The organism is Klebsiella sp. KPN54798 (assembly GCF_021184225.1).
Taxonomy (GTDB): domain Bacteria; phylum Pseudomonadota; class Gammaproteobacteria; order Enterobacterales; family Enterobacteriaceae; genus Klebsiella; species Klebsiella pneumoniae.
In genome coordinates this window covers 117,941-144,324 of sequence record NZ_CP089234.1, presented here as the reverse complement: position 1 = coordinate 144,324, position 26,384 = coordinate 117,941, and the positions used below count along the sequence as shown (strand labels likewise).

The 26,384-nt window shown below is 54.6% G+C and carries 27 protein-coding genes and 1 pseudogene; 16 read left to right on the top strand and 12 right to left on the bottom strand.

Annotated features, from left to right (window positions below):
* Nucleotides 1-8 precede the first annotated feature (8 nt).
* The 3 genes from waaA to coaD are packed head-to-tail and all read left to right on the top strand — an operon-like array spanning nucleotide 9 to nucleotide 2,535.
* Complete coding sequence (waaA, locus tag LPQ25_RS00715) at nucleotides 9-1,283, top strand: lipid IV(A) 3-deoxy-D-manno-octulosonic acid transferase (protein ID WP_004145263.1); 1,275 nt, start codon at nucleotides 9-11, stop codon at nucleotides 1,281-1,283.
* On the top strand, nucleotides 1,283-2,059 hold the full coding sequence (locus tag LPQ25_RS00710; RefSeq protein ID WP_014906783.1) for a glycosyltransferase family 2 protein: 777 nt from the start codon (nucleotides 1,283-1,285) through the stop codon (nucleotides 2,057-2,059). Before waaA ends, LPQ25_RS00710 begins: the two co-directional genes overlap by 1 nt.
* Nucleotides 2,056-2,535 (top strand): pantetheine-phosphate adenylyltransferase, encoded by a 480-nt coding sequence (gene coaD / locus LPQ25_RS00705; protein WP_002922501.1) that lies wholly within the window; start codon nucleotides 2,056-2,058, stop codon nucleotides 2,533-2,535. Before LPQ25_RS00710 ends, coaD begins: the two co-directional genes overlap by 4 nt.
* A 188-nt stretch (nucleotides 2,536-2,723) precedes the next feature.
* On the opposite strand, the gene mutM is transcribed toward coaD, so the two are convergent.
* The 4 genes from mutM to radC form a co-directional block, all read right to left on the bottom strand.
* Nucleotides 2,724-3,533, bottom strand: coding sequence for a bifunctional DNA-formamidopyrimidine glycosylase/DNA-(apurinic or apyrimidinic site) lyase (mutM, locus tag LPQ25_RS00700; RefSeq protein WP_004173907.1), 810 nt, complete (start codon nucleotides 3,531-3,533; stop codon nucleotides 2,724-2,726).
* 135 nt (nucleotides 3,534-3,668) lie between these two features.
* The gene (gene rpmG, locus LPQ25_RS00695; protein WP_002922510.1) at nucleotides 3,669-3,836 is read right to left on the bottom strand and encodes a 50S ribosomal protein L33; all 168 of its coding nucleotides are present in this window, start codon (nucleotides 3,834-3,836) and stop codon (nucleotides 3,669-3,671) included.
* A gap of 20 nt (nucleotides 3,837-3,856) precedes the next feature.
* A complete protein-coding gene (gene rpmB, locus LPQ25_RS00690; protein WP_000091955.1) occupies nucleotides 3,857-4,093 on the bottom strand; it encodes a 50S ribosomal protein L28 in 237 nt (78 codons plus the stop codon).
* 216 nt (nucleotides 4,094-4,309) lie between these two features.
* A complete protein-coding gene (gene radC / locus LPQ25_RS00685) occupies nucleotides 4,310-4,975 on the bottom strand; it encodes a RadC family protein (RefSeq protein ID WP_002922589.1) in 666 nt (221 codons plus the stop codon).
* A 172-nt stretch (nucleotides 4,976-5,147) separates the two neighbouring features.
* Between radC and coaBC the strand changes: the two genes are divergently transcribed.
* The 4 genes from coaBC to LPQ25_RS00665 all read left to right on the top strand — a co-directional run bounded on the left by coaBC (nucleotide 5,148) and on the right by LPQ25_RS00665 (nucleotide 8,710).
* Nucleotides 5,148-6,362 carry a bifunctional phosphopantothenoylcysteine decarboxylase/phosphopantothenate--cysteine ligase CoaBC gene (gene coaBC / locus LPQ25_RS00680; RefSeq protein WP_004188117.1) on the top strand — a complete coding sequence of 405 codons (1,215 nt, stop codon included), beginning with the start codon at nucleotides 5,148-5,150 and terminating at the stop codon, nucleotides 6,360-6,362.
* Complete coding sequence (dut, locus tag LPQ25_RS00675; RefSeq protein ID WP_004145270.1) at nucleotides 6,340-6,798, top strand: dUTP diphosphatase; 459 nt, start codon at nucleotides 6,340-6,342, stop codon at nucleotides 6,796-6,798. Before coaBC ends, dut begins: the two co-directional genes overlap by 23 nt.
* Before the next feature lie 124 nt (nucleotides 6,799-6,922).
* Nucleotides 6,923-7,519: a nucleoid occlusion factor SlmA gene (gene slmA / locus LPQ25_RS00670; protein ID WP_002922598.1), complete on the top strand. Its 597-nt coding sequence runs from the start codon at nucleotides 6,923-6,925 to the stop codon at nucleotides 7,517-7,519.
* Nucleotides 7,520-7,693: 174 nt separating this feature from the next.
* The gene (locus LPQ25_RS00665; RefSeq protein ID WP_014906780.1) at nucleotides 7,694-8,710 is read left to right on the top strand and encodes an SMP-30/gluconolactonase/LRE family protein; all 1,017 of its coding nucleotides are present in this window, start codon (nucleotides 7,694-7,696) and stop codon (nucleotides 8,708-8,710) included.
* Between the two features lie 35 nt (nucleotides 8,711-8,745).
* Here LPQ25_RS00665 and pyrE read toward each other — a convergent pair whose 3' ends face one another.
* From pyrE to LPQ25_RS00640, 5 genes and pseudogenes are all read right to left on the bottom strand, one after another.
* Complete coding sequence (gene pyrE / locus LPQ25_RS00660) at nucleotides 8,746-9,387, bottom strand: orotate phosphoribosyltransferase (RefSeq protein ID WP_014906779.1); 642 nt, start codon at nucleotides 9,385-9,387, stop codon at nucleotides 8,746-8,748.
* 110 nt (nucleotides 9,388-9,497) lie between these two features.
* Nucleotides 9,498-10,213 (bottom strand): annotated as a pseudogene (gene rph, locus LPQ25_RS00655) (ribonuclease PH).
* A 96-nt stretch (nucleotides 10,214-10,309) separates the two neighbouring features.
* Nucleotides 10,310-11,449 carry an ABC transporter permease gene (locus LPQ25_RS00650; protein ID WP_015875241.1) on the bottom strand — a complete coding sequence of 380 codons (1,140 nt, stop codon included), beginning with the start codon at nucleotides 11,447-11,449 and terminating at the stop codon, nucleotides 10,310-10,312.
* Nucleotides 11,436-12,353, bottom strand: coding sequence for an ABC transporter ATP-binding protein (locus LPQ25_RS00645; RefSeq protein ID WP_004173902.1), 918 nt, complete (start codon nucleotides 12,351-12,353; stop codon nucleotides 11,436-11,438). Before LPQ25_RS00645 ends, LPQ25_RS00650 begins: the two co-directional genes overlap by 14 nt.
* Entirely contained in the window at nucleotides 12,346-13,272 is a 927-nt protein-coding gene (locus LPQ25_RS00640) for an HlyD family secretion protein (RefSeq protein WP_269465814.1), read from the bottom strand. The genes LPQ25_RS00645 and LPQ25_RS00640 overlap by 8 nt, the downstream gene beginning before the upstream one ends.
* Here LPQ25_RS00640 and LPQ25_RS00635 point away from each other — a divergent pair.
* Nucleotides 13,232-13,363: a hypothetical protein gene (locus LPQ25_RS00635; RefSeq protein ID WP_014906776.1), complete on the top strand. Its 132-nt coding sequence runs from the start codon at nucleotides 13,232-13,234 to the stop codon at nucleotides 13,361-13,363. The genes LPQ25_RS00640 and LPQ25_RS00635 overlap by 41 nt on opposite strands.
* 37 nt (nucleotides 13,364-13,400) lie before the next feature.
* Here the strand turns inward: LPQ25_RS00635 and LPQ25_RS00630 are convergent, their stop codons facing one another.
* The gene (locus LPQ25_RS00630) at nucleotides 13,401-15,101 is read right to left on the bottom strand and encodes a lysophospholipid acyltransferase family protein (RefSeq protein WP_014906775.1); all 1,701 of its coding nucleotides are present in this window, start codon (nucleotides 15,099-15,101) and stop codon (nucleotides 13,401-13,403) included.
* Nucleotides 15,102-15,601: 500 nt separating this feature from the next.
* On the opposite strand from LPQ25_RS00630, the gene LPQ25_RS00625 reads away from it, so the two are divergent.
* From LPQ25_RS00625 to LPQ25_RS00615, 3 genes are all read left to right on the top strand, one after another.
* The gene (locus LPQ25_RS00625; RefSeq protein WP_002922636.1) at nucleotides 15,602-16,465 is read left to right on the top strand and encodes a YicC/YloC family endoribonuclease; all 864 of its coding nucleotides are present in this window, start codon (nucleotides 15,602-15,604) and stop codon (nucleotides 16,463-16,465) included.
* A gap of 182 nt (nucleotides 16,466-16,647) precedes the next feature.
* Nucleotides 16,648-17,394 (top strand): isocitrate lyase/PEP mutase family protein, encoded by a 747-nt coding sequence (locus LPQ25_RS00620; protein WP_014906773.1) that lies wholly within the window; start codon nucleotides 16,648-16,650, stop codon nucleotides 17,392-17,394.
* Between the two features lie 2 nt (nucleotides 17,395-17,396).
* Nucleotides 17,397-18,455, top strand: a complete 1,059-nt coding sequence (locus tag LPQ25_RS00615) for a bifunctional transcriptional activator/DNA repair enzyme AdaA (protein WP_004151500.1) — start codon at nucleotides 17,397-17,399, stop codon at nucleotides 18,453-18,455.
* A 55-nt stretch (nucleotides 18,456-18,510) separates the two neighbouring features.
* Here the strand turns inward: LPQ25_RS00615 and LPQ25_RS00610 are convergent, their stop codons facing one another.
* Entirely contained in the window at nucleotides 18,511-19,761 is a 1,251-nt protein-coding gene (locus tag LPQ25_RS00610) for a chloride channel protein (protein ID WP_014906771.1), read from the bottom strand.
* Between the two features lie 275 nt (nucleotides 19,762-20,036).
* Here LPQ25_RS00610 and LPQ25_RS00605 point away from each other — a divergent pair, with 275 nt between their 5' ends.
* Nucleotides 20,037-20,654 (top strand): trimeric intracellular cation channel family protein, encoded by a 618-nt coding sequence (locus tag LPQ25_RS00605; protein WP_002922654.1) that lies wholly within the window; start codon nucleotides 20,037-20,039, stop codon nucleotides 20,652-20,654.
* Nucleotides 20,655-20,659: 5 nt separating this feature from the next.
* Here the strand turns inward: LPQ25_RS00605 and ligB are convergent, their stop codons facing one another.
* Nucleotides 20,660-22,336 carry an NAD-dependent DNA ligase LigB gene (gene ligB, locus LPQ25_RS00600; RefSeq protein WP_014906770.1) on the bottom strand — a complete coding sequence of 559 codons (1,677 nt, stop codon included), beginning with the start codon at nucleotides 22,334-22,336 and terminating at the stop codon, nucleotides 20,660-20,662.
* Nucleotides 22,337-22,594: 258 nt separating this feature from the next.
* Here ligB and gmk point away from each other — a divergent pair, with 258 nt between their 5' ends.
* Genes gmk through trmH form a run of 4 tightly spaced genes read left to right on the top strand, consistent with a single transcriptional unit; the run spans nucleotide 22,595 to nucleotide 26,381 of the window.
* Nucleotides 22,595-23,218 (top strand): guanylate kinase, encoded by a 624-nt coding sequence (gene gmk / locus LPQ25_RS00595; protein WP_002922664.1) that lies wholly within the window; start codon nucleotides 22,595-22,597, stop codon nucleotides 23,216-23,218.
* A gap of 54 nt (nucleotides 23,219-23,272) precedes the next feature.
* Complete coding sequence (rpoZ, locus tag LPQ25_RS00590; RefSeq protein ID WP_000135058.1) at nucleotides 23,273-23,548, top strand: DNA-directed RNA polymerase subunit omega; 276 nt, start codon at nucleotides 23,273-23,275, stop codon at nucleotides 23,546-23,548.
* 18 nt (nucleotides 23,549-23,566) lie between these two features.
* Complete coding sequence (gene spoT, locus LPQ25_RS00585) at nucleotides 23,567-25,687, top strand: bifunctional GTP diphosphokinase/guanosine-3',5'-bis pyrophosphate 3'-pyrophosphohydrolase (RefSeq protein ID WP_004150214.1); 2,121 nt, start codon at nucleotides 23,567-23,569, stop codon at nucleotides 25,685-25,687.
* 4 nt (nucleotides 25,688-25,691) lie between these two features.
* Nucleotides 25,692-26,381: a tRNA (guanosine(18)-2'-O)-methyltransferase TrmH gene (gene trmH / locus LPQ25_RS00580; RefSeq protein ID WP_004181538.1), complete on the top strand. Its 690-nt coding sequence runs from the start codon at nucleotides 25,692-25,694 to the stop codon at nucleotides 26,379-26,381.
* Nucleotides 26,382-26,384 lie beyond the last annotated feature (3 nt).

The following is a 26,384-nucleotide window of genomic DNA, read 5'->3' as shown; positions in this document are numbered from 1 at the left end:
TAAATAGTTTGGAATTGCTTTATACCACCCTACTTTACCTTATTCAGCCGCTGGTGTGGCTGCGGCTGCTGCTGCGCAGTCGTAAGGCTCCTGCCTATCGCAAACGCTGGGCGGAACGCTATGGCTTCTGTCAGAACAAGGTAGAGCCGGATGGCATTCTGCTGCACTCCGTTTCCGTCGGCGAGACCTTAGCCGCCATTCCGCTGGTCCGCGCCCTGCGCCACCGCTACCCTTCTCTGCCGATCACCGTCACCACCATGACGCCGACCGGCTCCGAGCGCGCCATGTCGGCGTTTGGCAAAGATGTTCATCACGTCTATCTGCCCTACGATCTGCCCGGCGCCATGAACCGCTTCCTGAACACCGTTCAGCCGAAGCTGGTGATCGTTATGGAGACCGAGCTGTGGCCGAATATGGTGGCCGCGCTGCATAAGCGTAAGATCCCGCTGGTGATCGCCAACGCGCGCCTGTCCGAACGTTCCGCCAAAGGCTATGCCAAACTGGGCGGCTTTATGCGCCGCCTGTTGAGCCGCATTACGCTTATCGCCGCGCAGAATGAAGAAGATGGTAACCGCTTCCTCTCTCTGGGGCTGAAGCGCAACCAGCTGGCGGTCACCGGCAGCCTGAAATTCGATATCTCCGTCACGCCAGAGCTGGCGGCCCGGGCGGTGACGCTGCGTCGGCAATGGGCACCGCACCGCAAGGTCTGGATTGCCACCAGCACCCACGACGGTGAAGAACAAATCATCCTCCAGGCGCATAAAAAACTGCTGGAGACTTTCCCGAACCTGCTGCTGATCCTTGTTCCCCGCCATCCGGAGCGCTTCCCTGACGCCCGTGAGATGGTACAAAAGGCTGGGATGAGCTTTACTCTGCGCAGCACCGGCGAGATCCCCTCCTCCAGTACCCAGGTAGTCATTGGCGATACCATGGGCGAGCTGATGCTGCTCTACGGCATTGCCGACCTCGCCTTCGTCGGCGGCAGCCTGGTGGAGCGCGGCGGCCATAACCCGCTAGAGCCGGCGGCGCACGCCATTCCGGTGCTGATGGGCCCGCATACCTTCAACTTCAAAGATATCTGCGCCAAGCTGCAGCAGGACGATGGCCTGATCACCGTTACCGATGCCGATTCGCTGGTCAGGGAGGTGTCCACGCTCCTGACCGATGAAGATTACCGTCTGTGGTATGGCCGTCACGCGGTGGAAGTGCTGCACCAGAACCAGGGCGCGCTGTCGCGTCTGCTACAGTTACTGCAACCTTACCTGCCGCAGCGGAGTCATTAATGTCGAACCGGCTTTCCGTGGTGATGATCGCTAAAAACGCCGCCGACCTGCTGCCGGATTGTCTGGGCTCCGTTAGCTGGGCGGATGAAATTATCGTCCTCGACTCCGGCAGCACCGACAACACCGTTGAGCTGGCCCGCCGCCTCGGCGCCCAGGTCTATACCCATACCGACTGGCGAGGCTATGGCATTCAGCGCCAGCGCGCGCAGGATTACGCCACCGGCGACTGGGTGTTGATGATCGATACCGATGAGCGCGTCACGCCAGAACTCAGGCAGGCTATTCTTAAGGTACTGGACGCCCCCCAGCGCGGCGCCATCTACAGCATCGCCCGCCGTAACTATTTTCTCGGACGCTTTATGCGCCACAGCGGTTGGTATCCCGATCGCGTCCTGCGCCTGTACGAACGCGCCCGTTACCGCTATAACGATAATCTGGTCCATGAATCGCTGGATAGCCTGGGCGCCGAGGTTATTCCGCTGACCGGCGATCTCCTGCACCTGACCTGCCGCGACTTCGCTGGCTTCCAGCAAAAACAGCTGGCGTATGCCGCCGCGTGGGCGCTTGAGCGTCACCAGAAGGGCAAGAAGACCTCGATGGCAGGGATTTTCAGCCATACGCTGGGCGCGTTCCTCAAGACGTTGCTATTGCGCGGTGGGGTGCTGGACGGTAAACAGGGATGGTTACTGGCGGTGGTCAACGCGCAGTATACGTTTACGAAATATACCGAGCTGTGGGCGCTGAGCCACGGCTACTCGGAGAAAGAGTCATCATGAGCACAAAAGCGATCTATCCGGGTACCTTCGACCCCATCACCAACGGTCATATCGATATTGTCACCCGCGCGGCAAGTATGTTCGATAAAGTGGTGCTGGCTATCGCCGCCAGCCCGAGTAAAAAGCCGATGTTCAGCCTTGATGAGCGCATTGCGCTGGCAGAGCAGGCGACGGCCCACCTGGTGAACGTGGAGGTTATCGGCTTCAGTGATTTAATGGCCAATTTCGCGCGCGCGCAGCAGGCCAATATCCTGATCCGCGGCCTGCGGGCGGTGGCGGATTTCGAGTATGAGATGCAGCTGGCTCATATGAACCGCCACCTGATGCCCACCCTTGAGAGCGTGTTTCTGATGCCGTGCAAAGAGTGGTCGTTTATCTCTTCCTCACTGGTGAAGGAAGTGGCGCGCCACCAGGGCGACGTTTCTCACTTTCTGCCAGCTAATGTGCATCAGGCGCTGTTGAATAAGCTGAAGTAACGCATCTGCCGGGACATGAGCCACATTGGCTGGCGCAGCACTGCGCCGCTGGGTCATTCACACCGGCTCTATCCCGGTCTTTGTGCCAGATGGCGCTACGCTGACCTGGACTACAAACGCCCCCGGCCCACCAGATGCGCACCCGCAGGCCCGCTGACCTGGCCGACAAACATTCCTGTTCCTGAGAACTACTTCTGGCACTGACGGCAATAAAAGGTCGCCCGCTGGGCATGTTTGGTCCCGACGACCGGCGTGCCGCAGATCCGGCAGGGTTCGCCCTTGCGGCCATAGACCTGTAGCTCCTGGGCGAAATAGCCCGGCTTGCCATCGCTTTGCAGGAAATCCTTTAACGTGGTGCCGCCCTGCTCTATCGAACGCAGCAGGACCAGCTTAATCACCTTCACCAGCTGCTCACACTCTTCCCGCGACAGCGAGGACGCCAGCCGGTCAGGATGGATCCCGGCGGAGAACAGCGATTCACTGGCGTAGATATTCCCCACGCCCACCACCAGCTTGTTATCCATCAGCCAGGGTTTGATTGCGGTTTTCTTCTTCGCGCATTTTTGCTGGAGATAGTCGGCGTTGAACGCGTCGCTGAGCGGCTCCGGGCCAAGATGGGCCAGTACCGGATGGCCTTCCAGCGTTCTGGTCCACAACCAGGCGCCAAAGCGGCGTGGATCGGTGTAGCGCAACACCTTGCCGTTACTCATGACCAGGTCAACGTGATCGTGTTTTTCAGCAGGCAGCTCTTCGCTCAGGATGCGCAGGCTCCCCGACATCCCAAGATGGACGATGATCCAGCCGTCCGGCAGCTCCAGAAGCAGGTATTTGGCGCGGCGACGCACGCTGAGAACCGGAACGTCGCTCAGGCGATAGATCTCTTCGGAAACCGGCCAGCGCAGCCGTCCGTTGCGCACGACGGCGTGCAGAATGGTTGCGCCAACCAGGTGCGGCTCGATGCCGCGGCGGCTGGTTTCAACCTCTGGTAATTCAGGCATGATTTTCCTCCGTTTACCCGACGTATTGTGCTTCACGGACAGGTGACTGAAAAGGGAGTATGTGAAAGCAATATGGGGGAGTTTTAAAAACAAAAAACCCCGCCGAAGCGGGGTTTTTATACAAGGAGGCTAAAATTATTTGATTTTAGCTTCTTTGTAGATAACGTGCTGACGTACAACCGGATCGTACTTTTTCAGTTCCATTTTTTCCGGTTTGGTACGCTTGTTCTTCGTGGTGGTGTAGAAGTGACCAGTACCAGCGGAAGAAACCAGCTTGATTTTCTCACGAATACCTTTAGCCATGATTTATTTCCTCTAAGTACTTAGTACTTTTCGCCACGGGCACGCAGTTCAGCCAGAACTGTATCGATGCCTTTCTTATCGATTACACGCATACCTTTAGCAGATACGCGCAGGGTGACAAAACGCTTCTCGCTCTCAACCCAGAAACGGTGAGAGTGCAGGTTCGGCAGGAAACGGCGTTTAGTCGCGTTCAGTGCGTGGGAACGGTTGTTACCGGTCACCGGACGCTTGCCAGTAACTTGGCAGACTCGGGACATGTCTATTCTCCAAAAATCAAATTAGCTCGAGCTTCGTATGGGGTATTGGCGCCTCGTCAGGCTTTACAGCCTGGTCATCGCAGTTCAATGTGAACTCTCGACTGCCAGGCCCAAATGCCAAACCCGAGATTCTCAAAGGTGGCGTAGTATACGCTGACTCGGCGATGTGCTCAAGTCCCGAACAGACAAAGATCCCGAAGGATCGCCAGTTCGGGGCTAAATCCAGCCACGTTCGGCAAAAGATACATACGCACCGCGGCCGATAACCAGATGATCAAGCACGCGTATCTCCATGAATCTACAACATTTTATCACCCTTTCGGTAATCAGTCTGTCGGCCTGACTTGGCTCCGGGCTACCGGAGGGATGATTATGCGCAAGGATCACGGCGGCGGCGTTCACTTTGATAGCTTCGCGTACAATTTCTCGCGGATGCACCTCAACGTGGCTAAGAGTACCAGAAAAAAGACGACTATGTTTCAACACCCGGTTCTGATTATCTAAAAAGATCACCATAAAGATCTCGCGCTCCTCTTCCGTCAGCTGGCTTTGTAAAAACTCGCGCGTCATCGAGGGGGTGACCAGCGCGGCCTCCTCGACCAGCTGCGAGCTAAAATAGCGTCGCGCCAGCTCGGCAATGCCCTTCAGTTGCGCATATTTCGCCAGCCCCAGTCCGTCCACAGCAATCAGTTGCGCTTTATCAGCGGAAAGCAGAGCGTAGAGTGAGCCAAAACGCTGTAGTAACGCCTGGGCATAGCTGAGCACATCCTGACGACGCGTGCCGACGCGCAGAAAAAGCGCCAGCAGCTCAACATCCGTTAGCGTTTCGATGCCGTATTGCAGCATCTTCTCCCGTGGCATCAGATTTTCCATTCCGTCCATGCGCCCTCCTGGGTGAATCAGCCTATCCTGGCACAGCCTGACGGCGCTGCCGACCCGCCGATTTTCACCCTGCGTAGCCGCTCGCAAAGTGAATGCCCGGCAGAGGCACGACGGCGGCAGGATTGTGATAAGATGCGCGGATTCTGGTCTACGGCAACAGGAAGACATCATGATGACTCTGGCGGGTAAAAAAATCGTCCTGGGCGTCAGCGGCGGCATCGCGGCGTATAAAACCCCGGAACTGGTGCGCCGGCTGCGTGAACGCGGCGCGGAAGTGCGTGTCGCGATGACGGAGGCGGCAAAAGCGTTCATCACCCCACTCAGCCTGCAGGCGGTATCCGGCTATCCGGTTTCCGACAGCCTGCTCGATCCGGCGGCGGAAGCGGCAATGGGCCATATTGAGCTCGGTAAATGGGCCGACCTGGTGATCCTCGCCCCAGCGACCGCCGATTTAATCGCTCGCGTGGCGGCCGGCATGGCCAACGATCTGGTGTCGACGATCTGTCTTGCCACTCCATCCCCGGTTGCCGTGGTGCCCGCCATGAACCAGCAGATGTATCGCGCGCAGGCCACCCAGCATAATCTGCAGACGCTCGCTACCCGCGGGCTGCTGCTATGGGGACCAGACAGCGGTAGCCAGGCCTGCGGCGACGTCGGCCCGGGGAGAATGCTCGATCCGTTAACTATCGTAGACATGGCCGCGCAGCATTTCGCCTCCCCTGTCAAAGATTTGCAACATCTCAACCTCATGATTACCGCGGGCCCGACCCGTGAGCCATTGGATCCGGTGCGTTATATCACCAACCACAGCTCTGGCAAGATGGGCTTCGCGATTGCCGCCGCCGCAGCGCAGCGGGGCGCGAACGTGACCTTGATCAGCGGGCCGGTATCGCTACCGACCCCGCCGTTTGTGCAGCGCATTGATGTCACTACCGCGCTGGAGATGGAAGCGGCCGTCCAGGCTGGCGCCCAGCAGCAGCACATTTTTATTGGCTGCGCCGCGGTAGCGGATTACCGCGCCGCCGTCATCGCCGAAGATAAAATAAAAAAACAAGGTGATGAATTAACAATAAAAATGGTTAAAAACCCGGATATCGTGGCCGGGGTCGCGGCGCTAAAATCACATCGCCCCTACGTCGTTGGGTTTGCCGCCGAAACGAATAATGTGGAAGAATATGCGCGGCAAAAACGTGCCCGCAAGAACCTCGACCTGATTTGCGCCAACGATGTTTCCCAGCCTAATCAGGGCTTTAACAGCGACAGCAACGCACTACACCTTTTTTGGCAGGATGGGGAAAAGCGCTTACCACTTGAGCGCAAGGAACTCCTGGGCCAATTATTACTCGACGAGATCGTGACCCGTTATGATGAAAAAAATCGACGTTAAGATTCTGGACCCGCGTGTCGGCCAGCAATTTCCGCTGCCGACCTATGCCACCTCCGGCTCCGCCGGACTTGACCTGCGAGCCTGTCTCGACGACGCCGTAGAGCTGGCGCCGGGCGCAACCACGCTGTTGCCGACCGGCCTTGCGATTCATATCGCCGATCCCTCTCTGGCGGCGGTGATCCTGCCGCGCTCCGGCCTGGGTCATAAGCATGGCGTAGTCCTGGGCAACCTGGTGGGCCTTATCGACTCCGATTACCAGGGGCAGCTGATGGTGTCCGTCTGGAACCGCGGTCAGCAGAGCTTTATTATCGAGCCGGGCGAACGTATCGCACAGATGGTCTTTGTGCCGGTCGTTCAGGCGGAATTTAACCTGGTGGAATCCTTCGATGCCACCGACCGCGGCGAAGGCGGCTTCGGTCACTCAGGGCGTAAATAAGCCCAGCAACACGGAATCTGCATCCCAACGCGCATAACGCAATAACATTACCGCAAGCCCTGGTTTGCGGTCGCGTTGTGGATGTCTGCCTGACAAGTGCTTATTTTCAGGGGTATTTTAAAACATGGCAGAAAAGCAAACTGCGAAACGGAATCGTCGCGAAGAAATACTTCAATCTCTGGCGCTGATGCTGGAATCCAGCGATGGTAGTCAGCGTATTACCACCGCGAAACTGGCGGCTTCCGTCGGCGTCTCTGAAGCCGCGCTGTATCGCCATTTTCCCAGCAAAACCCGCATGTTTGACAGCCTGATCGAGTTCATTGAAGACAGTCTGATTACGCGCATCAATTTGATTTTGAAAGATGAAAAGGACACCACCGCGCGCCTGCGCCTGATCGTTCTGTTGATTCTTGGCTTTGGCGAGCGTAATCCTGGGCTGACGCGTATCCTCACCGGGCACGCGCTGATGTTCGAACAGGACCGGCTTCAGGGTCGCATCAACCAGCTTTTTGAGCGCATCGAAGCGCAGCTACGCCAGGTGATGCGCGAGAAAAAAATGCGCGAAGGCGAAGGCTACACCCTCGACGAAACCCTGCTGGCCAGCCAGCTGCTGGCTTTCTGCGAGGGCATGCTGTCGCGCTTTGTGCGCAGCGAGTTCAAATATCGTCCGACGGATGATTTCGACGCCCGCTGGCCGCTGGTCGCCGCACAGCTGCAGTAAATCCTCACATGCAGCCGCCAGGCTGCATGATTCTCCTCGCAATCTGCGTAAGTTTGTCGCAAATCCCAGGGCCATTGGTTGAATTGCCCAATGCGCGTTTCCGCTTTCCTTTCCTACTATCCAGCTTGCTGAACATTTCACCCTCCCCAACACCACCCGACAAGGAGAGATTTGATGGCGACGTCACGGCGGGATTTACTGAAGATAGGCGGGTTGGCAACCGCATCGCTACTGGTCAGTCAAAAAAGCTTCGCAGCATGGGCCCCCTCTGAACGCTATCCGGACCCACGCATCGTGGCCGTCGATGATAGCTTTCGTCGCTATATGCTTGCCAGCGCAAAGGTCGAACGCATCGCCAGCGGCTTCCGCTGGGCGGAAGGCCCGGTCTGGTTCGGCTACATGCGAATGCTGCTGTGGAGCGACATTCCGAATAACGCCATCATGCGCTGGGATGAAGTCAGCGGAGAAACCAGCGTCTTTCGCTACCCGGCCAATTATAGCAATGGTCACGCCCGCGACAGACAGGGGCGCTTAATCAGTTGCGAGCACGACACCCGCCGCATTACGCGTACCGAATACGATGGGTCTGTTACCGTACTGGCCGATAGCTACCAGGGTCATCGCCTCAATTCTCCAAACGATATCGTTGTGAAGTCAGACGGCACCATCTGGTTTACCGATCCGCCATTTGGCATCAGTGGTTTTTACGAAGGCCACAAAGCAACATCAGAATTGCCGCAAAACGTCTATTGTCTGGAGCCGGAAAGCCGCAAACTGAGCGTGGTACTGGGCGACGTAAAAGGGCCAAATGGTTTGTGTTTCTCGCCGGATGAAAAGACCTTATACGTGGTGGAAAGCCGGGCGACACCGAACCGCTTAATTCTGGCGTGGGATGTGGAAGGCAATACGCTGAAAAATAAACGGGTATATCTCGACTGTGGGAACGGTACCGCCGATGGGATCGCCTGCGACGCAGACGGCAATCTGTGGTGCGGATGGGGAAGCGGAAACGAAGAACTCGACGGCGTGCGGATCTTCAACCCTCAGGGTAAGCATATCGGCACCATTAAACTGCCAGAGCGCTGCGCGAACTTGTGCTTTGGCGGCGAACAGCGCAATCGTCTGTTTATGGCGTCCAGCACGTCAATCTATTCGCTGTACGTCAATGCGCAGGGCGCTAAGCTGATATAGCGGAAATCCGGCAGCCGAGGCTGCCGGGCGCATCATCAGACTCCGTAGGCTTCACGATAGGCGCGAACTGACGCCAGGTGTTCCGCCATCTCGGGTTTCTCTTCCAGATAAGTAATCAGCTCTTTCAGAGTGATGATTGAGATAACCTGGCAGCCGTAATCCCGCTCCACTTCCTGAATGGCAGAGATCTCGCCGCGGCCGCGTTCCTGACGATCCAGGGAGATCAGAACGCCCGCCAGCTGCGCGCCCTGGGCCTGGATAATCGCCATGGATTCGCGAATCGCCGTACCGGCGGTGATCACGTCATCCACCAGCATTACCCGGCCCTGCAGCGGGCTACCGACCAGATTGCCGCCTTCGCCATGGGTTTTTGCCTCTTTGCGGTTAAAGCAGTAAGGCAGATCGCGGTCATGATGCTCGGCTAACGCCACCGCGGTGGTGGTGGCGATTGGGATTCCTTTGTAGGCCGGGCCAAACAGCAGGTCAAACTCAATTCCGGAATCCACCAGCGCCTCGGCATAAAAACGGCCCAGCAGAGCCAGATCGCGCCCGGTGTTAAACAGGCCGGCGTTGAAGAAATAGGGGCTCTTGCGCCCGGATTTCAGCGTGAATTCGCCAAACTTAAGAACCTGCTTGCTAAGCGCAAACTCAATAAACTGGCGCTGATACGGCTTCATGGATTCGCTCCTTTGGTACTTTTCATCATTGTCAGACTGCGCGCTCCCCTTCGCAGGTGTGATGAAGGATAAAGCGCAAAAAAAAGGCGACTTCTCAGTCGCCTTAATCATTAATTTTCTAACGCCGCCTTCTGCGTCGTGATAATGGACTCGATCCCCCTCGGGCTAACGCCAGGAGAGTGAGGAGTTCTTCATGGGTAAACGGCTCACCTTCCGCAGTGCCCTGCACCTCAATAATACGGCCATCTTCGGTCATCACCACGTTCATGTCGGTCTCCGCGGCGGAGTCTTCGATGTACTCCAGATCGCAGATGGCTTCGCCATTTACGATACCGACGGAGACCGCGGCCACCATCCCTTTCATCGGATTGGTTTTCAGCTTGCCGGCGGCGACCAGCTTATTCAGCGCATCGGCCAGCGCCACGCAGGCACCGGTAATGGAGGCAGTGCGGGTGCCGCCGTCGGCCTGCAGTACATCGCAGTCGAGAGTAATCGTGAATTCGCCCAGCGCTTTCAGGTCAACCGCTGCGCGCAGCGCACGGGCAATCAGGCGCTGAATTTCCATCGTCCGGCCGCCCTGCTTGCCTTTTGCCGCTTCACGCGCGTTACGCGTGTGCGTAGAACGCGGCAGCATGCCGTATTCAGCGGTGATCCAGCCCTGGCCCTGGCCTTTCAGGAAACGCGGAACGCCTTCGTCAATAGAGGCAGTGCACAGCACTTTGGTATCACCGAATTCGACCAGCACGGAGCCTTCAGCGTGTTTTGTGTAATTACGGGTCAGGGTGACGGGACGCACCTGATTAGCGCTACGGCCTGCTGGACGCATGATAGAAATCTCCGGCTTGAAACGAATGTGAGGGCGCATTATACGAATTTCATGGCAAAAAGCCTATGCCCACTCCAGCCGGACGCGCCGATAATGTCAGTCCAGCGTTTTACGATAAGATTTCAACCCCACACCAATGACAATCACCGCCAGGCCTATCAGCGGCAAGAGGTCAGGCAACAATGCCATTGCTGAATAGCCTTTCAGCATAATGCCCTTAACCAGGCGGATGAAGTAGGTCAGCGGTAAACAGGAGCCAATGGCTTTCGCCCAGTCTGGCATACTAATAAAGGGGCTGACAAATCCGGACAGCATAAGTGAAGGGATGAAATAAAATGACGACATTTGCAGCGCCTGCAGCTGGTTTTGTGCTAAGCCAGAAATACCGATACCAATTGACAGACAAAGAAAGACATAAATTAACAGCACAAAAAATAGTAGGAAGACGCTACCGTGAAGGGGGATATCGAACAACAAAACGGCGGCAATCAGGATTAACGTCGCCTGAAACAGACCAATGATAACAAAAGGCGTTATTTTCCCAATAATGACCTCAAGCCCGGACAACGGAGAGACCAGTAAATTTTCTAACGCCCCGTTTTCTCGCTCGCGGGTAATAGACAGGGCGGTCATCAGGATTAACGTTGTACTGAGTATAGACCCCATAATACCGGGAATAGTATTAAACTGGGTTATCCCCTCAGGGTTAAACATGCGATGAATGATAAGCTCGAAATCATCCTCTTTTTGCACCACACGCATGTCGCCCGGCAAATCGTGCTGAAACATCGACTTCGCCACCTGCACAAGGGCGCTGAGCGCATTCCCCGTGGTGATCGGATCGATGGCATCCCCCTGAATCAATAGTTGTGGCTTTTCTCCACGCAGTAACTTGCGCGTAAACCCTTCAGGGATCGTCACGATAAAAGTGACATCCCCCCGCACAAAGGCTTTCTGCGCCGCCTCTTCTGAATCGACAGGAATCATCGAAAAATACCCGGTATTTTGCGCTTCCGTCACAAAGATTTGACTCATGCGTTCGGTATCATAATTTAGTAAGGCGGTCGGAAGATTATGCGGATCCATATTGATGGCATAGCCAAGAATGATCAGCTGAAAAAGAGGTGTCAGGAGCACCATACTGATGCTGACTTTATCACGGCGTAGCTCGTGAATTTCCTTAATAACCACGCCAATCCACCGCGTAACGGAGAAGCTAAAATTAATTTTTTTCACAATTATTTTTCATCAAGTAGGTAAATGCATCTTCCAGATTGGTATCCACCTTACAGAACTCATAACCCTGTTGCGTAAAGGCAAAAAGCGCGGATTTTAACTTCGCTTCATCTCTGGATGTAATATAAAGCTGATTGCCAAAAATGACCGTTTGCTCAATATCCGGCAAGCGCTGTAGCTGGCTTTCAAGCAGCGTCAGACCGGCGCCGCTGGTTCGCATGGTGATCAAATTCTGGGAGGCTATAATCGACGCAATAGTGCCATTCGCCAGCAGCCGACCATATGAGAGATAGGCAACCTTATGGCAGCGCTCAGCCTCATCCATATAATGCGTGCTCACCAGTATCGAGATCCCCCGGTCAGAGAGCTGGTGCAGCATTTGCCAGAACTCTCGCCGCGCCTTGGGATCCACGCCAGCAGTCGGCTCATCCAGAAATAGCAAAACAGGTTCATGCAACATACAGGCGGCGAGGGCCATTCTTTGCTTCCAGCCCCCAGAAAGCTCCTTAGCCAGCTGGTGCTGTCGGGCAGTGAGGCCTAACTCAGAAAGCGCACGTTCAACCCGATCTCTACGCTGATCGAGGCTATATAACCGCGCAATAAAAAGTAAGTTTTCCCGAATAGTTAAATTTCCCCACATTGAGAAATACTGGGTCATGTAGCCTATCTTTTTTTTTATTTTTTCCCGCTGCGTAAAGATATCCATACCCAGACAAGTACCTTCACCGGAATCCGGCGTAATCAAACCACACATCATTCGAATCGATGTCGTTTTTCCGCTACCGTTCGGACCGAGAAAACCATAGATCTCGCCTTTTGCCACCTGTAAAGAGAAATCCTTTACGACGTGATGCTCGCCAAAATGTTTATTGAGATTTTTTACATCAATACAAAGATTATTCATCGCCAATAATCTCCACATCAAACGGTTGGCCGATTTTCATCCGCCCTGCCTGCTGCAGCGCAGGGATAGCCTCCGCCATAAAAATGAGCTTCTCACGACGTTTCGTACTATAAATAACTGGAGGCGTAAACTCGGCCTCAGGGCTGATATAGTTAATAATGCCAGCAATGGGTTCAGCGCAACCATCGCATATAAGTTTTACCTTAGATCCGATTTTAAATTTACCGAGCTTCGCTTCGGGTATAAAGAAGCGTACTTTTATATTCTCAGGAGGTAACAGACTGATTATTGGTTTACCAGCAGAAGGGCGCTCCCCGGCACGATAAATAATATCGAAGACCTTAGCATTGACCGGAGAAACAATCGTCGTTTGCTGGACATCCCACAGCGCCTTATCCCGTTCGAGTTTTGCCGCGGCCACCATTGAACGCTGCTTGCTAAGCTCATCCTGCCGGGCAGGGAGTTGCCGTGCTTTGAGTTGATTAATTAACTCTTCAACCTGTGCGCCTTTTTGAGTTAATTCATCCCGGATATCCTCCCATTCCGCAAGCGATATGGCATGATTGGCGTAAAGATTACGATATCGCCCAAGCTGCCGCTTTACCTGGGATTCTGCCGATTGTGCTTTTTTAATCTGCGAACGTATAATATCCAACTCTTCAGGCCGTTCGCCAGATTCCAGATTTCGTAATAGAGCGCTCTCTGCTGATAGCTTTTCCTCAGCGCGCAGGAAAATATTATGCGCATCGAAGGACTCAATCTTCACTAACTCCTGTCCTGCGGCGACGTTATCTCCTTTATTGATCAAGATCCGTTCTATTTTTTCGTTACCAGAATATGAAAGGTATACAAATTCTCCATGTGAATAACCGGATAACATGTTATCTGATTTGTTATCACATCCGGTGAGTATCAGCACCGATATCAATATAATAAATACATTTATTGGCTTTCGCATTAAAACGCATCCATACGTATATCATTTCCCTTATCATTACGGTCTGGATTAAGGCACGCTCGCTCCAGGACCGTACAGCCATCGTCAGTTTAATCTTTTAAATAATGCTTAACGTAGCTTTCATTCAATTTATCTATAGAGCTCAGATTTAACCCAGCTATCGAATTAAAAGAATCATCTTTTGTGAATGCAAGAATCGACGATCCGCCCGGGGAGAACCATTTAGCACTCTGTTTAAAAGGCCAGGGAAGTTCATAACCTTCTTCTCTCAGCAGGTGATTAAGCATGCTCCAGTCTGCTCTAAAATCTTCGCCACAAAATGGAGTATCATCCTGTACATTTTCGGCAGTGAACAATGCTATCGGCGTACAAAAATCAGCTGTCGAGGGAAAATATATATTATAGAAACTGATGATGAGTTTCTGTACTTTTTCAGGAAAAGCTCCAGGAATGGTCAGCACACCCAGCAAGTATTTATAGTCCGGATATCTTTTTATAAAGTCAAATATCCCTTGCCATAAATAATCAAGCACCTTACTTTTTTGATAAGGTTTCTGAATAAAACCGCGGCCAATTTCCACACACTTTTCTAAACAGGAATAGGCATTATCATGGTATTTAAACAAGCTGTTGCTATAGAGGCCTGTTACACCATGTTGGGCCAGTTGCTCGCCAACGGGCATAACACGATATGCTCCCAGGATTTCCACATCAGAAGGATCCCACAAAATGATATGATAATAACTTTCATCAAAAACATCGTTATCTCGGTCGTTACCAGTTCCGGCACCAATATCGCGATAACAGCGTTCGCGTAAGCGCCCTAACTCATCAATAATGGGTGAGGTTCGGTTAGTATTACAGCGATATATCACTAGTTTTCTACCGTCTTCAAACTGCCTTAATATTTCGCACTCCTCTATTGCGCTAATTAGCTCCTCTTTACCTGGTTCTAATTCTTGCGGCGCAATCGTATCTAACATAGCCGGGCCATTCTTCGCTATGCTCTGGAGGTGCGTCAAACATACATTTGCCGCGGCAGAAAGATCTTTATTGTATTCTTTAAACGAGGATAAGGCTATTTGCTGTCCTATATTGATTTTCATGGTCTTGCCATGATGGCGGAGAGCTTCACGAATAACCATCATGTTCGACAGTTGCCGCCAGAATGTTGCAGTAAGATAATAAATCTTACTGTTTGCTCCCGTAATATGAATTGGTACCAATGCTGCATTATTTCTCATAGCAAGCTGTAAAAAACCGGGGTTCCACTTATGCTCCTGTAACCCGGAAAGAGACCAGTTAGCCAGCTTACCCGCAGGACATATAATCAATACGCCTCCTTTTCGCAGGTGATCGTTCATCTCGCGGAATTTTTTATGGCTCATCTTACCGGCCATATTCTCAATTCCAATGGTAAGTTCCGATACCTGGGGGAATATAATTGGCAAAACGTGATTGGCTATTATTTTTATATCACTCCTGACTCGGGAGACCGTATGTATTAAGCTAAGTCCATCGATAACCGTCGGATGATTTGAAATAACAACCGTAGCCCCATGCTCAGGTATGTTGTTAAATTGGTGGTGTTCGCTTTCACATTTCAACTCAAGGAGTTCAACAACTGCATTAACCCACTCGACTCCATTTTTATTAACGAGTCGCTCGTTATATATTAAGCGAGAAAATACCTTATTGCCAAATGCCGTCCTGAACAGCCATTTTTTCCAAAAAGGTATGGTTGTATTTGGAAAAAATTCCCTTACGACTCTGTCAAAGATAGCGTCCATATTAAAATCCTTTTTATAGAACTCATCGTAAACGACTATACTAGCGTTCTTTCAGTCGGACAATACCGCATAAAACTTAAAAAGGCCAAAACAAAACAATTAGATATAATTAATACAACAGTATTCTCACCATAAATACAACCACCAAAGTTTTAATAAATTTATAGTAATCAATGCAAAAAAAAACATACATAATGCTTAAAGGTAATACCCTATCTCATTTCTGGTGATTATACTTCCTAAAACTCACAGAATAGTTTTTTTGGCGGTATATGCATTTGTACAAAGGCATCCGAATTCCATGCCCGCATCTAATATCAGAAAATATTAACTACGGATTCCCATAATATATAACCCCACCTACAGCCCCTGGCGAAAATAACTTTGCGGCTATATCCGTTAAAACAATCGTCCTTGAAGTATTTCATCACTATTCCTGTTAAGTCACCGCCCGCACGGCTATAATCCTTGCATTCATTATTACGAAAACAGGAACGCCTATGATCCGCAGTATGACCGCCTATGCCCGCCGTGAAATCAAGGGTGACTGGGGTAGCGCCGCATGGGAGCTGCGCTCGGTAAACCAGCGCTATCTGGAAACGTACTTCCGCCTGCCGGAGCAGTTCCGTAGTCTGGAGCCCGTGGTACGCGAGCGCATTCGCGCCCGCCTGACTCGCGGTAAAGTCGAATGCACCTTGCGTTTTGAACAAGATCCCAGCGCTCAGGGTGAACTCATCCTCAACGAAAAGCTGGCTAAACAGCTGGTAAACGCTGCCAACTGGGTGAAAATGCAGAGCGATGAAGGGGAAATCAACCCGGTTGATATCCTGCGCTGGCCGGGCGTGATGGCCGCCAAAGAGCAGGATCTCGACGCCATCGCCGCCGACATTCTGGCCGCTCTTGACGGCGCGCTGGACGACTTCATCGTCGCCCGCGAAACGGAAGGCCAGGCCCTGAAAGCGCTTATCGAGCAGCGGCTTGAAGGCGTGAGCGGCGAAGTGGCGAAAGTTCGCGCTCATATGCCGGAAATTCTCCAGTGGCAGCGCGAGCGCCTGGTCGCCAAGCTGGAAGATGCGGAAGTACAGCTGGAAAATAACCGCCTTGAGCAAGAGCTGGTGCTGATGGCGCAGCGTATCGACGTTGCCGAAGAACTGGACCGTCTCGAAGCGCACGTTAAAGAGACCTATAACATTCTGAAGAAGAAAGAAGCTGTGGGTCGCCGTCTCGACTTTATGATGCAGGAGTTCAACCGTGAATCGAACACCCTGGCGTCAAAATCGATTAACGCCGAGGTGACCAACTCCGCGATTGAGCTGAAGGTACTCATCGAGCAAATGCGCGAGCAAATCCAGAATATCGAGTAACGCTTTCTCGTTTGTTAATGTATTTCGGTATCCAGGGCCATGATAAATCATGGCCTTTTTATTTATCTCTCTCACGGGCGAATGATAAGAATCTACTTATAAAAAATAGTCGTCCAGTTTTCGGTTGTGGCAAATAAGCACAACGCGGCACAGTCAGGAAAACACTACCGCGAGAGAAAAGAATGGACTTTAATGCGCTTCACCAGCAACACCAACCTTTGTTGCTTGCCAATGTCTGGGATGCCAGCAGCGCTCAGGCTGCTCAGCAGGCTGGTTATCAGGCGCTGGGATCCTCCAGCGCTGCTATCGCCGCAATGTTAGGGTATGAAGATGGCGAAGAGATGAGTTTTGACGAGCTGTTTTATGTCGTCTCACGCATCAAAACCGTTAGCGAACTGCCGTTAAGCGTCGATTTAGAGGCGGGCTACGGCGCGACAACCAGCCACATCATTGACAATATCCGGCGTCTGGCGCATCTCGGCGTGAGTGGAATAAATCTCGAGGATAGTCATGTGGTGGATGGTACGCGTCGTCTTGACGATGCGGAGCGCTTTGCCGTCAAACTGCAGGAAATAACCCGCGCCTGTCCCGGTCTGTTTGTTAATGTCCGCACCGATACCTTTCTTCTCAACGTACAAGATGCGCTGGTTCAGACGCTCTATCGCGGTCAACTCTACGCCAAACACGGCGCATGCGGTTTTTTTGTGCCTTGCGTCACCCGCGCGGAGGATATTATCGCCATCGTTCACCACGTGCGTTTACCCTTAAACGTAATGTGTATGCCTGAGCTGGCTGACTTCAGCACCTTATCGACACTGGGCGTAAAACGAATTTCGATGGGCAATTTTATTTATGCTGCGACGCAGGCCAGACTGAAAGACTTATTATGTCAGGTGCAAACCCAACACTCTTTCTCAGGTGTTTTTTGACCATGAAAATTACCGACAGCATGCAGTGCGATATCTGGTATCAGGCGCTGCTTGAACGCGCGGTGGAATTCACCGGCGTTTTTTTCGTCGGCGTGAAAACCACCGGCGTATTTTGTATCTCGGTCTGTCGGGCGCGAAAACCCCGGCGGGAAAACGTCGAATTTTATAATGACTTTAAATCCGCGCTGGATGCCGGCTTCCGGCCATGCAAAGTCTGTCGCCCGACGGAGAATGCCCGGACGGCCCCCGCCTTTGTTGAACAAGCGCTCCGCCTGCTGCGAGAAGCTCCAAAGGTCCGCCTCAGCGATAGCGAGCTACGTCAGCACGATATTAGCCCGGAACGCGTTCGCCGCTGGTTCCTGCAAAACCACGGGATCACCTTTCAGGCTTTTCAACGGATGCAGCGTTTGAATATGGCGCTTCAGGAATTAAAAGCAGGCCGCTCAACTACCGATGTCGCTTTCGATAGCGGTTACGAGTCCTTAAGCGGCTTCGGCTATACCTGCAAAAAATTGACCGGTTTCGCACCCAGCGCGCAACGCCAGGTTGTTTTAATTCATCGTTTTACCACCCCGTTAGGGCCAATGTTTGTTTGTGCAACGCAACGGGGAATTTGTCTGCTGGAGTTTGTCGACAGACGAGCGCTGGAGTCAGAATTCAGCGACCTGCAGCGGCGGTTCAACGCCAGCATCATCGCAGGTGAAAATGCCCACACCAGGCAGGCGCAACAGGAAATAACGGAGTATTTCGCCGGACAGCGTCAATCGTTCGAGGTGGCGCTTGATACCCCAGGCAGCGAATTCCAGCGAGCGGTCTGGCGCCGTTTACAGCACGTTAGCTTCGGTGAGACGACGCATTATCAATCGATTGCGATGGAGATAGGTAAACCAACGGCCACGCGCGCGGTGGCTGCTGCAAACGGCGCTAACCGCGTCGCGATTATCATCCCGTGCCATCGAATTATCGGCAAAGATGGTTCGATGACCGGTTACGGCGGCGGCATTGCACGAAAAATATGGCTTATTAACCATGAGGCAACCATCAGGGAAAAACGCGGCTGATTTTACTTTCAGGATCAACGGGCCCCTCCCTGACTTTCACCGCGGCTCGGTAAGCCTATTTTTTATCCAGCGCCCGGCAGGTTAAAAACGCCCCTGCCGCGCACAGCAGCGCCGGAGCCAGATAGCTGTGATCCATGTGGGTAAACTCCATCACCAGCGCCACTGCGGTCAACGGCATCTGCATGGAGGCGGCGAGAAACGCGGCCGCCCCCACCACAGCGAAGCTGCTTTTATCACCGCCAGGGAAGCCGAGCTGCCAGAGCGCGCAGAGCAGCAGGCTGACCAATCCGCCCACCGCCAGCCCTGGGGTTAACAATCCACCCTCCGCGCCGCCGCGCAGCACCGCCAGAATCACCACCATCTTCAATACTAACAGGACAGCGACCATGGAGAGAGGTAGCACGTCGCTGAGCGCCAGCTGCATTGGACCCTTGCCATTGCCCGGAAGCTCGGGGAAATAAAGACTCAGGATGGCAAGAAGAGAAAACCCCAGCAGACAGAACACCGGCATCTGCCAGTTACTTCGCGCGCGTGAACGCGCCGCGCTGGTCGCTTTGCGAAAGAGCCAGGCGCCGGTGCCAAGAATCGGGCCCGCCAGAATCGCCCACCAGAGAAAGGTGTGCGGAAGTGCGCTGGAAACAAAATGGTATTGCGATTCATCCCCTAACCCCAGGGTGGCCGTCCAGGCGGCAATCGCCGAGGTCATCATCGCCGCCAGCGTTTTTTCCCAGCTAAACGACAGCAGCATGACCTCAAGGCTGAACAACGCCCCGGCCAGCGGGACGTTATAGACCGCCGCCAGACCCGCGCCCGCCCCACAGGCAATCAGCGTGCGGGTTTCATCTTCCAGCAGGCGCAGCTTACGCGCCACCATCCCCGCCCCCAGCGCGCCCATTTCCCGGGGCGCCACTTCGCGGCCAAGCGGGGAGCCCAGCGCTACGGTGACGATCTGCAGCAGCGCGTGGATCGTCGTGGTGCCCGCGGGCATGGGTACGCAGGGGTTGGCCACCGCCGCCGCAATGGAAACCCGCCTCTGCCCGTAGCGACCAAGCAGCCACCAGCCAAATCCGGCGACGGCGCCGCCGGCCACGATTGCCACGATGCGGCGTGGCCAGGACGACTCCGTGACGCCCTGTAAAAATGACACCGAACCGACGATCTGCCCATAACTGTAACCAAAAGCCAGGTGCTGAATCGCGTGTAAAATTAGTGCCAAAACCATGCCGGACAGACCGGCCAGAATCCCGGTTAATACCACGGCTATCAGGCGGATCAGATGATTTTTATTCCCGGCGGCGACGCTCATTTTCTCAGGCCTTGAAAAGGAAAAATAAAAGAATAAAGGACGAGACCTAAACATTGCGTAATCATAGTCTTTTCGATAGTGATACCCATCGCTTCACTTAGCATTACTTTTTCTAATCAATAAAAATCCCTAAAAAATCAATCAACCTTTAAATCAAGCCATCACAGATACTATTTCCATTAATTTTTCCTGGCGTAAATGATTCGCTTTAGAAAATCTCAATCGTGATCCTGCGCACAAATCGTTAACCTGCCCGCCATTACCTGGGGGGATCTATGCTGCTTCATGTTCTGTATTTAATCGGTATCACCGCGGAAGCCATGACCGGCGCACTGGCTGCCGGGCGCCGGCGGATGGATACGTTTGGCGTCATCATTATCGCCACTGCGACCGCGCTGGGCGGGGGTTCCGTTCGCGATATCCTGCTGGGGCACTATCCTCTTGGTTGGGTGAAGCATCCCGAATATGTCATCATTGTCGCCGTCGCCGCCGTCCTCACGACCATTGCCGCTCCGGTGATGCCGCACCTTCGTCGGCTGTTTCTGGTGCTGGACGCGCTGGGGCTGATCGTGTTTTCCATCATCGGCGCGCAGATCGCCCTGGACATGGGCGAAGGCCCGGTTATCGCCTCTATTGCCGCCGTGATCACCGGTGTCTTCGGCGGCGTACTGCGCGATATGTTCTGCAAACGCATTCCGCTGGTCTTCCAGAAAGAGCTGTATGCCGGGATCTCCTTTGCCGCAGCCGTACTCTATATTGCTCTGCAACATTACGTCAGCAGCCACGATGTGGTGGTGCTGGCTACACTGCTGTTCGGCTTTACCGCCCGCATGCTGGCGCTACGCTGGAAACTGGGGCTACCGGTCTTCCACTACACCCATGACGCCCACTAACCGCCTTAAAATCCGGGGATGCGCTGCCCGCTAAGCCATTGCGCCAGCGCCACCACGTCCGGATGGTGCAGGAAAGCCACCAGCTGGCGGGCTCTGATCTCCCCCACGCCCGGCAGCGTGCGCCATTGCGCTTCACTTTTTGCCGCCAGCAAATGCCAGTTCTCGCTTTCGAGCTGCGCCAGCGCCCCCTGCGGCACCGGGATCCCCATCGCCAGCACCCAGCGGATAAAAGGTCGTTTGCGAACGAGATCAAACTGATGCCAGAGGTGCTGCCCGCGGGCGGCGGAAATCCCTGGCAACGCCTGCAGCTGCTCAACGGTAAGCGCCAGCCAAGAAAAGATATGCGTCATCGGGTTTTGCTGCTGAATGACGCGCCATAAATTTTCCCCCACGCCATCGACATTCAGGGCGGACTTTGATGACAACCAGATCAGCCTGGAAAGAAACTGTTCGCTGCACTCAGGGGTGGCGAAATAGCAGGTTAGCGCATTAAATTTCGCCGGCGGCGGCGTCGGTTTATGGCGCTCGGCCGTCCGCCAGACGACGGCGTCGACCCGAGGAATACCCTGCCCTGCCAGACTGATCTGCAGCTGATCGCCAACCCCAATATCCAGCATCTGCCAGCGGGACACAGAGCCAACGTTAACCCGCTGCACGCGTTTATCATCCAGCCGCTGGGGCTCAAGCTCGGCCACCACGTTGAGTCTGCCGCTGCGGCCGGTACTGAAACGGATCGCCCGTACCTGCATCACCCGCGATGCCGGAGGATATTTCCAGGCTGCCAGCCACTCGCCCTTTCCGGGCGACCAGACTCGTCCCGGCGGCTCGCGTCCTTCGCGCACAATCACACCGTCGCTGACGAAGGGCAGCGGCGAGCGATACCAGCGCTGGCGCCACTGCGCCACCTGCTCGATGCGCGACACCGGATGGGTATATTGTCCGCTGTACTTAAACCCCGCCTGCGCCAGCAGCTGCTGACGACGGCGCATATCCGACGGGCCGTCTGGCCAGGCCCAGATAAAAACGTCCAGTTGACTGAGCGCCGCCGCCGCGTCGGCTCGCATCATCAACCCGGCGACTTTCGCCCGCGCATTCATCCCCCCGGCCCGCTGCTGGACATGGCCGTCCCGGCGCAGAAACAGTTCCCCCTGCAGTACGCTGTCGGCCAGTTCACCGGTCATCACTTTCGCCAGCGCCGGGATCTGCCGCGCTCGGGCGGTCCATGCCTCACCGCGTAGACCATCGCCGCGGCTAATGGCCTGAACCAGACGCCCCTGGCGATAAACGAGAGTCACCGCCACGCCGTCCACTTTAGGCTGTATCCACAGGTCGGATTTATTTTTCATCCAGCGGGCAACGCTGTCCTCATCCGCCAGCTTGCGCACGCCGGTATGGGCCACCGGATGACGCGCATCGCCGGTGGGCGGAGGCAGATCGTCATCCTCAGGCGTCGCGCCCGGAAAGCATTGTCGCCACTGCGCCAGGCGCAGGGTGAGCTGGTCGTAAACGTCATCGCTCACTCCGCTGGCGCCCTGCCGCCAGTAAGCCTCTTTCCAGGCGACAATTTGCTGATGAAGGCGTGATGTCTCCTGCCTTCCTCTGGCCGGCGGCCAGTCCGGACACGTCGCCAGCGCGCTGGCAGAGAACATCCCTAACGCCAGCCACCACCCTCCTTTACGCATTGCAGTCCCCTCCTCCATCACCTGGCGGAGAGTCTGCTGCAGAATGCCGCGAGCCGCGACGGAAGCTTTTTCGCCTTGCGAAGCGCCTTCCAGGATTTACGCCTCTTTGCGGCAACGGCTGGCGAATTCAGGAAAACGGCAGGCAAAATGAAAGAAACAGCGGCAAAAAGTGTGACAATGACTGCGTCACGCCGCGGCGACGTGTATAATAGGCTCGTATGTAGGACCTCTTTCGATAACCACATACAAAAGACACTCATGGCTCAAGGCACGCTTTATATTGTTTCCGCCCCTAGCGGCGCGGGTAAATCCAGCCTGATTCAGGCTTTATTAAAAACCCAACCGTTGTATGACACCCAGGTATCGGTCTCCCATACCACGCGGGCGCCGCGTCCGGGTGAAGTGCACGGCGAACACTATTTCTTCGTGAATCACGACGAATTCCGCTCGATGATTGGCGAAAACGCGTTTCTGGAACATGCAGAGGTCTTTGGCAACTATTACGGCACGTCGCGTAAAGCGATCGAGCAGGTGCTGGCGACCGGCGTCGATGTCTTCCTCGATATCGACTGGCAAGGCGCGCAGCAGATCCGTAAAAGCATGCCCGGCGCGCGCAGTATTTTTATTCTGCCGCCGTCAAAAGATGAACTGGACCGTCGCCTGCGCGGCCGCGGCCAGGACAGCGAAGAGGTGATCGCGAAACGGATGGCCCAGGCCGTTGCGGAAATGAGCCATTACGCGGAATATGATTACCTGATTGTGAACGATGATTTTGACACCGCCCTGAGCGACCTGAAAAATATCATCCGCGCTGAACGTCTGCGCATGAGCCGCCAAAAGCAGCGACATGGCGCTTTAATCACCAAACTATTGGCAGACTGAACCCACATTCAGTATCATGCCCAGTCATTTCTTCACCTGTGGAGCATTTTAAGTATGGCACGCGTAACTGTTCAGGACGCTGTAGAGAAAATTGGTAACCGTTTTGACCTGGTACTGGTCGCCGCGCGTCGCGCTCGTCAGATGCAGGTTGGCGGAAAGGATCCGCTGGTACCGGAAGAAAACGATAAAACCACCGTTATCGCACTGCGCGAAATCGAAGAAGGTCTGATCAACAACCAGATCCTCGACGTACGTGAGCGCCAGGAACAGCAAGAGCAGGAAGCCGCTGAATTACAAGCCGTTACCGCGATTGCTGAAGGTCGTCGTTAATCACACAGCGGGTCGCCCTTGTATCTGTTTGAAAGCCTGAATCAGCTGATTCAAAACTACCTGCCGGAAGACCAGATTAAGCGTCTGCGGCAGGCGTATCTCGTTGCACGTGACGCTCACGAGGGTCAGACACGTTCAAGCGGTGAACCCTATATCACGCACCCGGTCGCGGTAGCCTGCATTCTGGCCGAGATGAAGCTCGACTATGAAACGCTGATGGCCGCGCTGCTGCATGATGTGATTGAAGATACCCCCGCCACCTACCAGGACATGGAACAGCTTTTTGGTAAAAGCGTCGCCGAGCTGGTAGAGGGGGTGTCGAAACTTGACAAGCTCAAGTTCCGCGATAAGAAAGAGGCGCAGGCCGAAAACTTTCGCAAAATGATCATGGCGATGGTGCAGGACATCCGCGTCATCCTCATCAAGCTTGCCGACCGCACCCACAACATGCGTACTCTGGGCTCGCTGCGCCCGGATAAACGCCGACGCATCGCCCGCGAAACGCTGGAAATTTACAGCCCGCTGGCGCACCGTTTAGGTATCCATCACATCAAAACCGAGCTCGAAGAGCTGGGCTTTGAAGCGCTGTACCCTAATCGCTACCGCGTCATTAAAGAGGTGGTCAAAGCGGCGCGCGGCAACCGTAAGGAGATGATTCAAAAGATCCTCTCCGAAATCGAAGGGCGTTTGCAGGAAGCGGGGATCCCCTGCCGCGTCAGCGGTCGCGAGAAGCATCTATACTCCATCTACTGTAAAATGGTGCTCAAAGAGCAACGTTTTCACTCGATCATGGATATCTACGCCTTCCGCGTTATCGTCCATGATGCCGATATCTGCTATCGCGTGCTCGGCCAGATGCACAGCCTCTACAAACCGCGTCCGGGTCGTTTTAAAGACTACATCGCCATTCCGAAAGCTAACGGCTATCAGTCTTTGCACACCTCGATGATCGGCCCCCACGGCGTCCCGGTCGAGGTACAAATTCGTACCGAAGACATGGACCAGATGGCGGAGATGGGGGTAGCGGCGCACTGGGCTTATAAAGAGCACGGCGGCGAAAGCAGCACCACCGCGCAAATCCGCGCTCAGCGCTGGATGCAAAGCCTGCTGGAGCTGCAGCAGAGCGCCGGTAGCTCGTTTGAATTTATCGAGAGCGTAAAATCCGATCTGTTCCCCGATGAGATTTACGTTTTCACCCCGGAAGGGCGCATTGTCGAACTGCCTGCCGGCGCCACGCCGGTGGACTTCGCCTACGCGGTGCATACCGATATCGGTCATGCCTGCGTCGGCGCGCGCGTCGACCGTCAGCCCTATCCGCTGTCGCAGCCGCTCTCCAGCGGTCAGACTGTCGAAATTATCACCGCGCCGGGCGCTCGCCCGAACGCCGCCTGGCTGAACTTTGTCGTCAGCTCGAAAGCGCGCGCCAAGATCCGTCAGCTGCTGAAAAACCTTAAGCGCGACGATTCGGTTAGCCTTGGCCGTCGTCTGCTCAATCACGCGCTGGGCGGAAGCCGCAAACTTGCCGAGATCCCACCGGAGAATATCCAGCGCGAACTCGATCGCATGAAGCTGGCCTCGCTTGACGATCTGCTGGCGGAAATCGGTCTGGGCAACGCCATGAGCGTCGTGGTGGCAAAAAACCTGCAGCAGGGCGAAGCCGCTGCGGCGCCGGTACCGGCTAACGCGTCGAACCACGGTCATCTGCCAATCAAAGGCGCCGATGGCGTGTTGATCACCTTCGCCAAGTGCTGTCGTCCAATTCCAGGTGACCCGATTATCGCCCACGTCAGCCCGGGTAAAGGGCTGGTTATCCACCATGAATCCTGTCGTAACATTCGCGGCTACCAGAAAGAGCCGGAGAAATTTATGGCGGTTGAGTGGGATAAAGAGACCGCTCAGGAGTTCATCACCGAAATCAAGGTGGACATGTTTAACCACCAGGGCGCGCTGGCTAACCTGACGGCGGCGATCAACACCGCGTCTTCCAATATCCAGAGCCTGAATACGGAAGAGAAAGATGGCCGCGTATACAGCGCCTTTATCCGCCTGACCGCGCGCGACCGCGTGCATCTGGCGAATATCATGCGCAAAATCCGCGTCATGCCGGACGTGATTAAAGTCACCCGTAACCGAAACTAGCTTTATGAACTCAAAGCGCTACGAGCGTATCTGCGAGATGCTCGCCAGGCGTCAGCCTGACCTGACGGTCTGCATGGAGCAGGTCCATAAGCCTCATAACGTCTCTGCGGTCATCCGGACCGCAGATGCCGTTGGCGTACACGAAGTGCATGCCGTCTGGCCGAGCAGCCGGATGCGTACCATGGCCTCCGCCGCCGCGGGCAGCAACAGCTGGGTGCAGGTTAAAACCCACCGCACTATCGCAGATGCCGTCGGCCACCTGAAAGGCCAGGGCATGCAAATTCTCGCCACTCACCTTTCCGACAAAGCCATCGATTTTCGTGAAATCGACTATACGCGTCCAACCTGCATCCTGATGGGCCAGGAGAAAACCGGCATCACCCAGGAAGCGCTGGCGCTGGCCGATCAGGACATCATTATCCCGATGATCGGCATGGTGCAGTCGCTGAACGTCTCCGTCGCCTCGGCGCTGATCCTCTACGAGGCGCAGCGCCAGCGGCAGAATGCCGGGATGTACCAACGCGCCAACAGCATGCTGCCGCCACAAGAGCAGCAGCGCCTGCTGTTCGAAGGCGGCTATCCGGTGCTGGCCCGTGTCGCCAGACAAAAAGGTCTGCCTTACCCCCACGTTAACGAGCAGGGCGAAGTGGAAGCCGATGCCGCGTGGTGGGCTACCATGCAGGCTGCGAGGTAAACC

Excerpts from the sequence above, each read along its gene's own strand:
- LPQ25_RS00710 (WP_014906783.1), top strand. The coding sequence starts at position 1,283 with ATGTCGAACCGGCTTTCCGTGGTGATGATCGCTAAAAACGCCGCCGAC.
- coaD (WP_002922501.1), top strand. The coding sequence starts at position 2,056 with ATGAGCACAAAAGCGATCTATCCGGGTACCTTCGACCCCATCACCAAC.
- mutM (WP_004173907.1), bottom strand. The coding sequence starts at position 3,533 with ATGCCTGAATTACCAGAGGTTGAAACCAGCCGCCGCGGCATCGAGCCG.
- rpmG (WP_002922510.1), bottom strand. The coding sequence starts at position 3,836 with ATGGCTAAAGGTATTCGTGAGAAAATCAAGCTGGTTTCTTCCGCTGGT.
- rpmB (WP_000091955.1), bottom strand. The coding sequence starts at position 4,093 with ATGTCCCGAGTCTGCCAAGTTACTGGCAAGCGTCCGGTGACCGGTAAC.
- radC (WP_002922589.1), bottom strand. The coding sequence starts at position 4,975 with ATGGACGGAATGGAAAATCTGATGCCACGGGAGAAGATGCTGCAATAC.
- coaBC (WP_004188117.1), top strand. The coding sequence starts at position 5,148 with ATGACTCTGGCGGGTAAAAAAATCGTCCTGGGCGTCAGCGGCGGCATC.
- dut (WP_004145270.1), top strand. The coding sequence starts at position 6,340 with ATGATGAAAAAAATCGACGTTAAGATTCTGGACCCGCGTGTCGGCCAG.
- slmA (WP_002922598.1), top strand. The coding sequence starts at position 6,923 with ATGGCAGAAAAGCAAACTGCGAAACGGAATCGTCGCGAAGAAATACTT.
- LPQ25_RS00665 (WP_014906780.1), top strand. The coding sequence starts at position 7,694 with ATGGCGACGTCACGGCGGGATTTACTGAAGATAGGCGGGTTGGCAACC.
- pyrE (WP_014906779.1), bottom strand. The coding sequence starts at position 9,387 with ATGAAGCCGTATCAGCGCCAGTTTATTGAGTTTGCGCTTAGCAAGCAG.
- LPQ25_RS00645 (WP_004173902.1), bottom strand. The coding sequence starts at position 12,353 with ATGAATAATCTTTGTATTGATGTAAAAAATCTCAATAAACATTTTGGC.
- LPQ25_RS00635 (WP_014906776.1), top strand. The coding sequence starts at position 13,232 with ATGTTATCTGATTTGTTATCACATCCGGTGAGTATCAGCACCGATATC.
- LPQ25_RS00630 (WP_014906775.1), bottom strand. The coding sequence starts at position 15,101 with ATGGACGCTATCTTTGACAGAGTCGTAAGGGAATTTTTTCCAAATACA.
- LPQ25_RS00625 (WP_002922636.1), top strand. The coding sequence starts at position 15,602 with ATGATCCGCAGTATGACCGCCTATGCCCGCCGTGAAATCAAGGGTGAC.
- LPQ25_RS00620 (WP_014906773.1), top strand. The coding sequence starts at position 16,648 with ATGGACTTTAATGCGCTTCACCAGCAACACCAACCTTTGTTGCTTGCC.
- LPQ25_RS00615 (WP_004151500.1), top strand. The coding sequence starts at position 17,397 with ATGAAAATTACCGACAGCATGCAGTGCGATATCTGGTATCAGGCGCTG.
- LPQ25_RS00610 (WP_014906771.1), bottom strand. The coding sequence starts at position 19,761 with ATGAGCGTCGCCGCCGGGAATAAAAATCATCTGATCCGCCTGATAGCC.
- LPQ25_RS00605 (WP_002922654.1), top strand. The coding sequence starts at position 20,037 with ATGCTGCTTCATGTTCTGTATTTAATCGGTATCACCGCGGAAGCCATG.
- ligB (WP_014906770.1), bottom strand. The coding sequence starts at position 22,336 with ATGCGTAAAGGAGGGTGGTGGCTGGCGTTAGGGATGTTCTCTGCCAGC.
- gmk (WP_002922664.1), top strand. The coding sequence starts at position 22,595 with ATGGCTCAAGGCACGCTTTATATTGTTTCCGCCCCTAGCGGCGCGGGT.
- rpoZ (WP_000135058.1), top strand. The coding sequence starts at position 23,273 with ATGGCACGCGTAACTGTTCAGGACGCTGTAGAGAAAATTGGTAACCGT.
- trmH (WP_004181538.1), top strand. The coding sequence starts at position 25,692 with ATGAACTCAAAGCGCTACGAGCGTATCTGCGAGATGCTCGCCAGGCGT.